Below are 12,865 nucleotides of genomic sequence, written 5' to 3'. Positions count from 1 at the left end.
CGGAGGGAACATGGTCTCGGATCTCATGACGTGGCAGATCACGCTGCCGATCGCTTTGGCGGCAGCCGCCATCGGATACCTGCTCGGCTCCATCCCCTTCGGCCTGATCCTGACGAAGGCGGCCGGACTTGGCGACGTGCGCAGCATTGGATCCGGCAATATCGGCGCGACCAATGTGCTCAGAACCGGCAACAAGAAGCTTGCTGCCGCAACGCTTCTTCTCGATGCACTGAAGGCATCCGCAGCCGCCTGGATTGTCGGCTACTTCCTGGGTAACGAAGCAGCGCTGATTGCAGGCTTCTTCGCCTTCATCGGGCACCTCTTCCCGGTCTGGATCGGATTCAAGGGCGGCAAGGGAGTCGCCACCTATATCGGCACGCTGCTCGGCGTTGCACCAATCATGGTTCTTGCCTTTGCTGCGGTCTGGCTGGCGGTCGCCTTCACGACCCGGTACTCGTCGCTTTCCGCACTGGTTGCAATGCTTGTCATTCCGGTTGCATTGTGGATGCTGGGGGCCGAAAAGGTTGCAGTTGTCATGGCGATCATGACTGCAATCTCCTTCTGGAAGCACAAGGCCAACATCTCCCGCCTGATGAGCGGGACGGAAAGCAAAATCGGGGCGAAGGGATAGGATGGACACTCGCAGCGCAAGGCCAAAGGGAATTGCGCTGACGGAACGACAGGGCCTCAAGCTCCATATACAGATTTAAATCAATATCTTGGCTTGATTTTCCACCGCCCAACGCGTGAATGGACCTGAATATCTTGTGCCCAGACTATACAACATTGATCTTTTCATTTTGAGGCCCCGCCCTAGTTAACGGTATGTGATAAGACAGTTTTCTTGATCTAGGGGTAAAGAATGATCGGAACTTCCGTTGTCATCGGAATTTTGATCACGTTTCTAGTAATCATCCTGGTTTTGTACCTGGTCCAACGTTTGCCGATCGATGCGAGGACGCGGCAGATCGCCCAGATCATTGTGATTATCATCGGTATCGTGTCGCTGCTGAAATACCTCGCTGTTTTCTAGCCATCGCCGGGCCGGACATCCCTTTGGAGCATCCGCAACCTTCGGGTCCCGGCATGTTACATAGCGTGCTCTCTTATAAAGGAAATCAAAATGACAATGTCATTCCTTGGTAAAGTCAGCGCCGCACTGTGCGTGCTTGTGGCACTGTCGTCGTGTGCGAACACCATCAGAGGCATGGGTAGGGACACCGCAAACACGGTCAACGCAACGCAAAATGCTGGCCAGCGCGTTGGTAACGCAGCTGCTTACTAGCCTGCATCTGGCACTCATTCAGCGCGCGCTTAAAAAAATGAAGCCCGCCCTGCCCGAGCTTTCTGCACGCGGCTGCGCTACGCGGTCCGTCAGGATAGCAACGGAGAGCGAAGCGCATAGGGAGTTGGAGGCAGCCCGACGCTTTGGCGCCCGGCTTGTCGGTATCGGCGAGCCGGCGCTCCGCCGTTACTTGCCGTCAAAGGCAATCTTTCCGTTTCCTCGCGGCCGGCAGTCGGCATTGTTGGCTCCCGCAATGCCTCGATCAGTGGAGCCAAGTTCGCTGCCACGATTGCGCGCCAATGCGGCCAGGCAGGCTATGTGGTTGTCTTCGGTCTTGCGCGCGGCATCGATACGGCAGCGCATCGCGCAAGCCTCGAAACGGAAAGGTGGCGGCCATGGCCGGAGGTCTGGATCAGCCCTATCCACCGGAGAATGCTGGCCTGCTTGACGACATCTGGAATGGAAACGGACTCGCCATCAGCGAAATGCTGTTCGGCTGGGAGCCACGCGCACGCGATTTTCCGCGTCAAAACCGGCTTATCGCCGGCATTTCGCTCGGCGTCGTCGTCGTCGAACCGGCGATGCGCTCGGGCTCGCTTATCACGGCAAGGCTTGCAGGCGAGTTCGGCAGGCTGGTTTTCGCAGTACCGGGTTCGCCGCTCGGTCCGCGCTGTCATGGCACCAATGGATTGCTGAAGGACGGCGCAATGATTGTCACCGCTCCGGGTGACGTTACCGAAGCCCTCTTGCAGATCGAACGCTACTCAACTCCTGTCGTCGAGGAGCCGGAGCGAGAGGGGGCCGTTCCATGCTTCCGCCTGACGAATCCGATCGCTCACTTATCGTCGATGCGCTCGGCCCGACGCCTGTCGAGATCGACGACGTCATCCGTCACACCGGTCTGCCGGCGTCTTCGGTCTATCTTGTCCTGCTGGAGCTGGATATTGCCGGACGGCTTCATCGCCATCCCGGCGGCTTCGTTTCTCTTGCGATGGGCGACTGAGATCCCTACATCCGGGCCTGCAGATCGCCAGCCTCCACATAGGCCATCTCGATCAGATTGGACAGCATATCGGCGTTCTCTTTTTCCGCCACCCGTCGCAACTCAGCAAGCATCTGCCTTGTGAAGGCGATGGTCTCATGCGAGCCGGATCGTCCGGTATCTTTCTTTGCGAACTTGGCCGCCCTGGGATAGTCTCTGAGGAAAGAGAAACGCTGCCTTTTCGGCTAGCCGGAACCACAGTTCAAAAACGATACCTCAATTATCACAAATTGAAATACGTTTACTATCTCGCATTAGTTGTATAGCGTTATAATGCGTAAAAATGCAGTCAAACCACTTGACCGAAACGATTTCCCTGTCCATGTCGAGGAACCGGTTATCTTGGCACGGCAGGGATTCCATCTGCTTATCCGCCGGCCTGGCACATTTTTTTAGAGAACCATGATGAATGTTGTAGTGGTAGAATCGCCTGCCAAGGCAAAGACGATCAACAAGTATCTGGGCTCCGGATACAAGGTGCTCGCCTCCTTCGGCCATGTCCGCGATCTACCTGCCAAAGACGGCTCGGTTCTTCCCGATCAAGATTTCGAGATGCTGTGGGAGGTCGATAGTGCGTCAGCCAAGCGGCTCAAGGACATTGCCGATGCGGTGAAGTCGTCCGACAGCCTGTTTCTCGCAACCGACCCGGATCGCGAGGGTGAAGCGATTTCCTGGCACGTCCTCGACATGCTGAACAAAAAGCGCGTGCTGAACGGCAAGACTGTGAAGCGGGTCGTTTTCAACGCGATCACGAAGAAGGCCGTCCTCGATGCGATGGCCGACCCGCGTGATATCGACGTGCCGCTGGTTGATGCGTATCTGGCTCGCCGCGCCCTCGACTATCTCGTCGGCTTCAACCTGTCGCCAGTACTTTGGCGAAAGCTTCCCGGCGCACGTTCAGCCGGCCGCGTGCAGTCGGTGGCGCTGCGCCTCGTTTGCGATCGCGAATCCGAAATCGAGCGCTTCATCTCTGAAGAATACTGGAACCTTTCGGCTCTCTTGAAGACGCCGCGAGGCGACGAGTTCGAGGCAAGGCTGGTTGCAGCGAATGGCAAGCGGTTGCAGGCTCGCTCTATCGCGAACGGCGAGGAAGCCGGCAAACTGAAAGCGCTTCTCGAGGGTGCCACCTATGTGGTGGATACCGTCGAGGCGAAGCCGGTCAAGCGCAACCCGGGACCACCCTTCACAACCTCCACACTGCAGCAGGCCGCTTCCTCGAAGCTCGGCTTTTCGGCGTCTCGTACCATGCAGATTGCCCAGAAGCTCTACGAGGGTGTCGACATTGGGGGCGAGACGGTTGGTCTGATCACCTACATGCGTACGGACGGCGTTCAGATGGCGCCCGAAGCCATCGATGCGGCACGCAAGGCCATCGTCGATCAATTCGGCCAGCGCTACATGCCCGAAAAAGCTCGCTTCTATTCGACCAAGGCGAAGAACGCACAGGAAGCCCACGAAGCAATCCGGCCAACCGACTTCAATCGCTCGCCCGATCGAGTGCGTCAGTTCCTCGATGCCGACCAGATCAAGCTTTACGACCTGGTCTGGAAGCGTGGTATCGCGAGCCAGATGGCCTCGGCCGAGATCGAGCGCACGACGGCTGAAATTACCGCCGACAACAACGGCGAGAAGGCGGGCCTGCGCGCTGTCGGCTCGGTGATCCGTTTCGATGGTTTCATCGCCGCCTACACCGACCAGAAGGAAGATGGCGAACAGAGCGACGAGGGTGACGAAGGTGGTCGCCTGCCCGAAATCAATGCGCGCGAGACCCTCGCGAAGCAGAAGATCAATTCGACCCAGCACTTCACCGAACCGCCACCGCGCTACTCGGAAGCGTCGCTGATCAAAAAGATGGAAGAGCTCGGCATCGGGCGCCCTTCGACCTATGCTGCGACGCTGGCGACGCTGCGGGACCGCGAATATGTCACCATCGACAAGCGCAAACTCATCCCGCAGGCCAAGGGACGGCTGGTGACGGCCTTCCTCGAAAGCTTCTTCACCAAGTATGTCGAATACGATTTCACGGCGGATCTCGAAGAGAAGCTCGACCGGATCTCCGCCGGCGAGCTGAACTGGAAACAGGTTCTGCGCGACTTCTGGAAGGATTTCTTCTCCCAGATCGAGGACACGAAAGAGCTTCGCGTCACCAACGTCCTCGACTCGCTCAACGAGGCGCTGGCGCCGCTTGTTTTCCCGAAACGCGAAGACGGCGGGGACCCGCGCATCTGCCAGGTTTGCGGCACGGGCAATCTGTCGCTGAAGCTTGGGAAATACGGCGCCTTCGTCGGCTGCTCGAACTATCCGGAATGCAACTATACCCGCCAGCTTTCATCCGAAGGCGGTTCGGAAGCCGAGGGCGTTGCGCTGAACGAGCCGAAGAATCTCGGTACCGATCCGGTGACCGGCGAAGAATTGACGCTGCGTTCCGGGCGCTTCGGTCCCTACATACAGCGTGGAGATGGCAAGGATGCCAAGCGTGCTTCCCTGCCGAAGGGTTGGAAACCAGAGGACATCGACTATGAAAAGGCGATGGCTCTGATTTCGTTGCCACGCGACATCGGCAAGCACCCGGAAACCGGCAAGATGATTTCTTCGGGCATCGGTCGTTATGGGCCGTTCCTGCTGCACGATGGCGGCTATGCCAACCTTGAAAGCGTCGAAGACGTCTTCTCGATCGGTCTTAACCGCGCTGTGACCGTGATCGCCGAGAAAGCGAGCAAGGCGCCGGGCGGACGCGGGCGGACGGCAGCAGCAGCGCTGAAGGAACTCGGCGACCATCCCGACGGCGGCGCAATCACCGTTCGCGACGGCAAGTACGGCCCCTATGTGAACTGGGGCAAGGTCAATGCGACGCTGCCGAAGGGCACTGATCCGCAGGCACTGACCGTCGAGGAAGCGCTGGCGCTGATCGTCGCCAAGGCGGGCAAGGCACCGGCCGCGAAGAGCAAGGCAAAACCGAAGGCGAAGGCCGCGGCCGCCGAAACCAAGACGACCAAGACCGCCGCCAAGCCGAAGACGGCGAAGGCCAAGGCGCCGGCAAAGACGAAAAAGAGCAAAGAGTGAGCAAAATCCCGCGGGAAAGAACGAAGGGCATGGGCAAGCGTCCGGGCAAGATCGGACGCGCCAGCCAGCAACCCGCAGCCGAACCGCTGAACATGGCTCACGGCACGCTGCCTTCCCGCGAAGTGATCCTGCGTTTCATCGCCGATCATCCGCAGAAGGCGTCGAAGCGCGAACTGGCGAAGGCCTTCGGGCTGAAAGGCGAAAGCCGCGTCGAGCTCAAGCACCTTCTGCGCGAACTGGAGCAGGAAGGCATGCTCCAGAAGACGCGCAAGTCGCTGATCCGGCCGGGCGCCCTGCCGCCCGTCACCGTGCTCGACATCACGACGCGCGACAAGGACGGCGAACTGATCGGCCGTCCGGCCGAGTGGCCCGATGACCAGGGCGTTGCACCCGCTGTCGCCATCCGCCAGTCCACGTCCCCGGCGGGACGCAACGGCAAGGGCAAGGCCCCCGTTGCCGGGATGGGCGATCGCATCCTGGCAAAGATCTTTCCGGCTGCAGACCGCGGCGGACCAGCCTACACGGCGCGCATCATCAAGATCCTCGACAAGCGCCGCGGCGCGCTGCTTGGCGTCTTCAAGGATGCGCCGGGTGGAGCCGGCCGTCTGCTGCCGATTGAGCGGCGCGGCGAGGAAATGGTGATTGACCCCGAGTACAAGGGCGAGGCCAAGGACGGCGATCTTGTCGAAGTCGAAGTCGCTCGCCTCGGTCGCTTCGGCCTGCCACGCGCCAAGGTGCTGTCGATCATCGGTTCCGTTGCATCCGAGAAGGCGATCTCGATGATCGCCATACATGCACATGGCATTCCCTACATATTCCCGCCGGCGGTCGTCGCCGAGGCGGATGATGCCAAGCCCGCGACAATGTCGCATCGCGAGGATTGGCGTGATGTCCCGCTCATCACCATCGATCCGGCCGACGCGAAGGACCACGACGACGCGGTCTATGCCGAGACAGATCCTTCGCCCGACAATCCGGACGGCGTCATCGTCACCGTCGCCATCGCCGACGTTTCCTATTACGTGCGGCCGAATTCGCCACTCGACCGCGAAGCTCTGAAACGCGGCAACTCGGTCTATTTCCCCGACCGGGTCGTGCCAATGCTGCCGGAACGGATTTCAAACGACCTCTGCTCGCTGAGAGAAGGTCTGGACCGCCCGGCGCTTGCCGTACGCATGGTGTTTTCGAAGGACGGCCGCAAGATCGGCCATACCTTCCATCGCATCATGATGAAGAGCGCGGCAAAGCTCTCCTACCAGCAGACACAGGCAGCGATCGACGGAAAACCCGACGACAAGACGGGACCGCTTCTGGAACCCATTCTGAAGCCGCTCTGGAATGCCTACAGGGTGATGACGCGCGGGCGCGAGCGACGCCAGCCGCTCGAACTCGACATGCCGGAGCGCAAGATCCTGCTGAAGCCGGATGGCACCGTGGATCGTGTCTTCGTGCCGCCACGCCTCGATGCCCACAAGCTCATCGAGGAAATGATGATCCAGGCCAACGTCTCGGCCGCTGAGACGCTGGAGAAGAAGCGGCAGGTCCTGATCTATCGCATCCATGACGGCCCGACACTCGCCAAGCAGGAAGTGCTGCGCGAGTTTCTGGCGACCCTTGGCATATCGCTCGCCAAGGGCGGCAACATGCGCGCCAACAATTTCAACATGATCCTTGCCAAGGCCGATGATACCCCGCATCAGACGATGGTCAACGAGATGGTGCTGCGCTCGCAGAGCCAGGCGATCTACAGCCCCGAGAATATCGGGCATTTCGGCCTGAACCTGATGAAATACGCGCACTTCACCTCGCCGATCCGCCGCTATGCGGACCTCATCGTGCATCGTGCGCTGGTCAGCTCGCTCGGCTTCGGCGAAGGCGGCATCACCCCCGATGAGGAAGGGGTGCTCGATGACATCGCCGCCGAGATCTCCACCTTCGAGCGGCGCGCCATGGCTGCAGAGCGCGAAACGGTGGACCGCCTGATCGCCCATCATCTTGCCGGTCGCGTCGGCGAAGAATTCGAAGGACGCGTATCAGGTGTGACGAAATCGGGACTATTTGTCACTCTCCCGGACTATGGAGCGGACGGCTTCGTTCCTATATCTACGCTCGGAACGGACTACTTCATCTATGATGAGGCACACCAGGCGCTGTCTGGCGAAAAGACCGGGCTTGGATATCGCCTCGGCGACGGTGTCACGGTCAAGCTTGCAGAAGCCATTCCGCTTGCCGGTGCGCTACGCTTCGAGATGATCAGCGAAGGGCGAAAGATGCCGACCGCTGTACGTTCGTTTCACAAGGCGGGCCGGCGCGACGCAAGCCGGGCGCGCAAGAAGGCCGGAACAAGGCCGCCAAGAGGGCGGCGATAGGCGTGTACGGACGCCGCGAAAGGAAACGAACGATGACGACCACCTCTACCGACCAGGCAATCCGTTACGGAGGCAGTGAGGAGGTGGAGCGTCCGCTTGGCCGCTCTATCAAGCGCGGCATGCTGAACACCTGCCCCGCATGCGGCAGCGGCAAACTCTTCAAAAGCTTCTTAAAGCCGGTGGACAATTGTGCTGCCTGCGGCGAAGCCATGCACCATCATCGCTCGGACGACCTGCCGCCCTATCTCGCGATCGTAGTCATCGGCCATCTCATCATCGGCGGCTACATGGCAACTGACCTTGTTTGGCCAATGCCCCTCTGGCTTACGTTCGCGATCTGGACGCCTATCACGCTGCTGGCGACACTGCTGATCATCCAGCCGATCAAAGGCGGCGTCATCGGCCTGCAATGGGCATTGAAGATGCACGGCTTCGGTGGACAAACCGACGATCACGACGCCTACGAGATACCGGGCCGCAAACGCTAGGCGCGTACCTGCCCCTTCACCTTCACGACACAATTGACGTGTAGTGGCACGCCCAACGGTGCTGCGGCTCCGCGGGGCGAAATCTCATGCCTATTCGGTAAGGTTCCTTGACTATATCCATTCAAGATCATCCAGGTTATTGCCGCCAGCGCGTTTCATCTTGTAAAGCACAGCCGTCACTCGGATTTGGCACGCCTGTGCCTTTCTATGGTGCTTCGCGGTGAGCGATTCTGTGCAGCAGGTCTCTAAGGATGCGTATATGTCTCAGCCGCGAAACGGCACAGCAGCAGGCGATGTCGAAGAAATTCATTGGCCCTCGCTGGTGGCAGCCGTCTCGTCCATCTCCGCTGTCGGCATAGCAATCGGCCTCGGGCTTCCGCTTCTCAGCATCATTCTCGAAAAGCGCGGCATTCCGTCGACGCTTATCGGATTGAACACGGCGATGGCCGGGGTTGCCGCGATGGCGGCTGCGCCCATCACCACGAAGCTGGCGCACAAATATGGTGTCGCCCCGACCATGATCTGGGCCGTCGTGATTTCAGCGATCAGCGCGCTCGCCTTCTACTACGCCCAGGATTTCTGGATGTGGTTTCCGCTGCGTTTCGCCTTTCACGGCGCGACAACGACGCTGTTCATCCTGTCGGAATTCTGGATCAACGCCGCCTCGCCGCCTTCCAAGCGGGGTTTCGTGCTCGGCATCTATGCCACTGTCCTGTCACTGGGGTTTGCCGGCGGACCACTGCTCTTTTCGATTCTCGGCAGCGATGGCATCCTGCCGTTTGCTGTCGGCGCCGGCGCCATTCTGCTGGCAGCCATTCCGATCTATATCGCGCGGTATGAGAGTCCGGTCCTCGAAGAGAAACCCGAACTGCATTTCATGCGCTACGTCTTCCTGGTGCCGACAGCAACGGCTGCCGTCTTCATCTTCGGGGCCGTCGAAGCCGGTGGTCTGGCGCTGTTCCCTATCTATGCTGTGCGCGCCGCCTTTACCGAATCGCAGGCAGCCCTGCTGCTGACGGTAATGGGAATCGGCAATGTGATCTTCCAGATTCCCGTCGGCCTACTTTCGGACCGCATGAAGGACAAGCGTCCGCTGCTGGCCGCCATGGCCTTCATGGGCCTGATCGGTTCCCTGATGCTGCCGGTCCTCGCGCACAGCTGGATTCTGATGGCGGCGGTTCTCCTCTTCTGGGGCGGCTGCGTTGCGGGACTCTATACGGTGGGCCTCAGTCACCTAGGCTCGCGCCTGACCGGCTCCGACCTCGCGGCGGCCAACGCGGCCTTTGTGTTCTGCTATGCGGTTGGCACAGTGGCCGGACCGCAGGTCATCGGCGCGGCCATCGACGTTGCCGGCAACAACGGTTTTGCCTGGGCGATCGCTGGATTCTTCGGGCTTTATGCCCTGCTTTCCGCCGTCAGACTGCTTTTCCTCCGAAAGCGGGCTTGACTTTTCGGGCTGGATTCGTAGTTTCGCGCCAGAATTTGCCGTGGAGCCTATCCGGCCTGCCACGGCTTTCATTTTATTAAAGGCAGGACGACCATGGCCAAGGCTACCACTATCAAGATCAAGCTGCTGTCGACGGCCGACACCGGTTTCTTCTACGTCACGACGAAGAACAGCCGTACGATGACCGACAAGATGACGAAGACCAAGTACGACCCGATCGCTAAGAAGCACGTCGAGTTCAAGGAAACCAAGATCAAGTAATCGCTTGATCTGACGTCTTCAAAAGGCGCGCGCCCACGGGCTGCGCGCTTTTTTGTTCGTCGGCTCTATTGTCTGATTTCTGATGCCTGAAAACAGAAACGCCGTCCTCCCGTAAATGCGGAAAGGACGACGTTTTCTTGAAAGGGGGTCGACCGGCAAGCAACGCGGCACGAGGAACCGCTAAATGTTGCAAACCAGCCGACCGACCCCACGACCCAGGAGATGCGGCGGACCTGAGCATCATGGGGTATCTCAGACTCCTCACGGGGAGTGCTTATCTTCTTATGGTTCGATAATTTGCTCGAAAATGAAAGAAAATCAACAAATTCTTAATGGTTAGATCTCCGAGGCTGATTCTATGGTTAAAAGTACGGCTTTGGGACAGTTTTTAGAGCTTCGAGTCGCCTCCAATAGCAAGAATAGCGCCAAATTGACAAAGAAGGGCGAAACTATAGGTCAATAGTATTAGCTTGCGCCTTTGCGCCTCGAAGCTTGGTTATCACAGCTACTTGTGAAACGCCGGCTAAATATGATTGATCCTCACTTTTATCACTGAGCCCGTACCGCAGCTGCTTGGCGCGATATCGAGAGCCAACAAATGCTCAGGTCAAATGGCCGGCTTTGCATTCAAGTTACTTGGCTGCCACGCGTCGGCAGGCATGCATCAGGTAGCTGTGGATGACCCAAAATGCTTCAGAGAAGTGTTACTCAAGCCGCGGCGACGACCCGATTTCGGCCGCCCGTTTTTGCCTCGTAGAGCGCCAGATCGGCCTGCTTCATCAACTGCCCCGGCGTAACGACCGACGAGATGCGCGACGAGATGCCGAAGGAGGCAGTCACGCTCAACTCCTGCCCCGACGACTTCAGCAGGAACGGTGTCGTTTCGACCACAGAGCGCAGCCGCTCCGCGACGGTTGCGGCCACCTCGGGCGAGGTATCGGGCATCACCACCACGAATTCTTCACCGCCGTAGCGGCAGGCAAGATCGGCGCCGCGGACGGTGGAGCGAATGCGGCTCGCAAACTCCCGAAGCACATCATCCCCCGCATCATGCCCATAGGTGTCGTTGACCTGTTTGAACCGATCGATATCGGTGATCAGCACCGATAGCGGGCGGCCCCGCGCCATAGAGCGGTTGAACAGCGTGCTAAGGTGATTATCCAGGTAGCGGCGGTTGCTGAGCCCGGTCAACGGATCCGTGACGGCAAGCTCGATCGTCTGCTTGACACTCGCGCGTAGGCGATCGTTGTAGTGCTTGCGGCGCATCTGAGTGAGGCTGCGCGCCACCAGTTCGTTGGGATCGACCGGCCGAACGATATAGTCGTTGACGCCGAGTTCCAGCGCCCGGATCACCATGTCGTCGTCGCCCTGCTCCGTGATGATCAGGAGCGGCAGAAAACGCGTGCGCTCCAGAGAGCGAAGCTGCGAACACAGACGCAGGGGATCGTAGTCGTCAAAATTGGCGTTGATGATGACAAGCTCAAAGGGATTTTCCGACGCCTCGAAAAGAGCCGCCTGCGGATCCGAGATCGCGGAGACGTCGGCGATCGGCTTCAGTGCCTTGATGATGCGTTCCTGCGAATTGGCGCGCCCGTCGACGAGCAGGACCTGGCCCGCTTCGTCGCCCCGTCCCTCGCCCGAGCGTAGCAGTTCGTCGATTCCCATCGTATGGGCGGTTTCAGCGCGAATCCGTAATTCGTCGCTGAGCGTCTTCAGCCGCAAGAGGCTCTTTACCCGCGAGATCAGTTGAAGGTCATTGACCGGCTTGGTGAGAAAGTCATCGGCGCCGGCCTTCAGGCCACGCACGCGGTCGGCCGGCTGATCCAAAGCCGTCACCATGACGACGGGTATATGCGAAGTCTTTGGGTTGGCTTTCAGGCGCTCGCACACTTCGAAGCCGTCCATTCCAGGCATCATGATATCGAGAAGCACAAGATCGACCTGGTTCCGCTCGCAGATTGCCAGGGCCTGATAGCCGTCGCCGGCGGTCAATACGTCGAAATACTCGGCGACTAGCCGAGCCTCAAGCAACTTGACGTTGGCCGGAATATCATCAACCACCAGAATGCGCGCAGTCATAGGCTTCTTTCCGATGCGTCAGGCATCGCCCAGATAGGTCTTGATCGTCTCAATGAATTTGGGAACGGAAATGGGTTTGGAGACATAGGCCTCACAGCCGCCCTGGCGGATGCGTTCCTCGTCTCCCTTCATGGCAAATGCTGTGACGGCGATAACGGGAATGACGTGCAGATCATCGTCTTCCTTCAGCCATTTCGTGACCTCGAGACCGGAAACCTCAGGTAGCTGAATGTCCATCAGAATCAGGTCCGGCCGGTACTTGCGCGCGAGATCGAGCGCCTCCATGCCATTTCGGGTCTGGATCGTCGTGTAGCCGGACGCCTCGATAAGGTCGCGAAAGAGCTTCATGTTGAGCTCGTTATCTTCTACAATCATCACCTGTTTGGGCATGACACGCGTCCTACGTCCGTTCTGGTACCGCTTCCCCGCAAGAAGAAGACTTATGCGGCGGCATGGTTCCATAGAACCGATGGCGGCACACTATCGCTATTTGGTTGAAAAATAGGTAATTTACCCAGAGAAATGCAAAGCAACTTCAAGACTTCGAAACAACTCGCGGCCGATCCACAGCTGACCGCAATCTCCGTTCTCACCTGGCTTGCCGACGAACCGGAACTGTTCAGTCGTTTCCTCGCACTGACCGGCGTCGAACCGGCGCAAGTCCGCCACGCGGTCAGCGATCCTGGGTTTATTTCCGGCATGATGGACTTCATCATGCAACACGAGCCGACAGCGATGGCCTTTTGCCATGCGACCGGCACCGCGCCCGACGCATTGAATGCGGCATGGCTGCACTTTTCGCCGCCGGGACTTGGCTCGGGAGAATATTGA

General features: G+C 59.1%; 11 protein-coding genes and 1 pseudogene. 10 read left to right on the top strand and 2 right to left on the bottom strand.

Annotated features, from left to right (window positions below; all coding sequences use genetic code 11):
• Positions 1-10: 10 nt before the first annotated feature.
• From plsY to rpmG, 9 genes and pseudogenes are all read left to right on the top strand, one after another.
• Positions 11-631 carry a glycerol-3-phosphate 1-O-acyltransferase PlsY gene (gene plsY, locus K9B32_RS09955; RefSeq protein ID WP_224561725.1) on the top strand — a complete coding sequence of 207 codons (621 nt, stop codon included), beginning with the start codon at positions 11-13 and terminating at the stop codon, positions 629-631.
• A 231-nt stretch (positions 632-862) separates the two neighbouring features.
• A complete protein-coding gene (locus tag K9B32_RS09950) occupies positions 863-1,033 on the top strand; it encodes a Thivi_2564 family membrane protein (protein ID WP_224561868.1) in 171 nt (56 codons plus the stop codon).
• Between the two features lie 96 nt (positions 1,034-1,129).
• Positions 1,130-1,285 carry an entericidin gene (locus tag K9B32_RS09945; protein WP_224561862.1) on the top strand — a complete coding sequence of 52 codons (156 nt, stop codon included), beginning with the start codon at positions 1,130-1,132 and terminating at the stop codon, positions 1,283-1,285.
• Positions 1,248-2,288, top strand: a pseudogene (locus K9B32_RS09940) (DNA-processing protein DprA). The gene K9B32_RS09945 and the pseudogene K9B32_RS09940 overlap by 38 nt, the downstream one beginning before the upstream one ends.
• Positions 2,289-2,732: 444 nt before the next feature.
• A complete protein-coding gene (topA, locus tag K9B32_RS09935; RefSeq protein ID WP_224561861.1) occupies positions 2,733-5,390 on the top strand; it encodes a type I DNA topoisomerase in 2,658 nt (885 codons plus the stop codon).
• On the top strand, positions 5,387-7,759 hold the full coding sequence (rnr, locus tag K9B32_RS09930; RefSeq protein ID WP_224561724.1) for a ribonuclease R: 2,373 nt from the start codon (positions 5,387-5,389) through the stop codon (positions 7,757-7,759). Before topA ends, rnr begins: the two co-directional genes overlap by 4 nt.
• Positions 7,760-7,791: 32 nt before the next feature.
• On the top strand, positions 7,792-8,247 hold the full coding sequence (locus tag K9B32_RS09925) for a DUF983 domain-containing protein (protein WP_224561723.1): 456 nt from the start codon (positions 7,792-7,794) through the stop codon (positions 8,245-8,247).
• Between the two features lie 259 nt (positions 8,248-8,506).
• A complete protein-coding gene (locus tag K9B32_RS09920) occupies positions 8,507-9,694 on the top strand; it encodes an MFS transporter (RefSeq protein WP_224561722.1) in 1,188 nt (395 codons plus the stop codon).
• A gap of 93 nt (positions 9,695-9,787) precedes the next feature.
• Positions 9,788-9,955 carry a 50S ribosomal protein L33 gene (gene rpmG / locus K9B32_RS09915; RefSeq protein ID WP_003587245.1) on the top strand — a complete coding sequence of 56 codons (168 nt, stop codon included), beginning with the start codon at positions 9,788-9,790 and terminating at the stop codon, positions 9,953-9,955.
• Positions 9,956-10,663: 708 nt separating this feature from the next.
• Here rpmG and K9B32_RS09910 read toward each other — a convergent pair.
• Together K9B32_RS09910 and K9B32_RS09905 are read right to left on the bottom strand one after the other, a co-directional pair.
• On the bottom strand, positions 10,664-12,034 hold the full coding sequence (locus K9B32_RS09910; RefSeq protein ID WP_224561721.1) for a PleD family two-component system response regulator: 1,371 nt from the start codon (positions 12,032-12,034) through the stop codon (positions 10,664-10,666).
• Between the two features lie 18 nt (positions 12,035-12,052).
• A complete protein-coding gene (locus K9B32_RS09905; protein ID WP_007531841.1) occupies positions 12,053-12,424 on the bottom strand; it encodes a response regulator in 372 nt (123 codons plus the stop codon).
• 132 nt (positions 12,425-12,556) lie between these two features.
• Here K9B32_RS09905 and K9B32_RS09900 point away from each other — a divergent pair, with 132 nt between their 5' ends.
• Positions 12,557-12,865, top strand: coding sequence for a DUF3572 domain-containing protein (locus K9B32_RS09900; protein WP_224561720.1), 309 nt, complete (start codon positions 12,557-12,559; stop codon positions 12,863-12,865).

The organism is Rhizobium sp. 3T7 (assembly GCF_020166565.1).
Classification (GTDB): Bacteria; Pseudomonadota; Alphaproteobacteria; order Rhizobiales; family Rhizobiaceae; genus Rhizobium.
The sequence above is the reverse complement of the archived record's forward strand: the minus strand, read 5'-3'. Positions and strand labels throughout refer to the sequence as shown.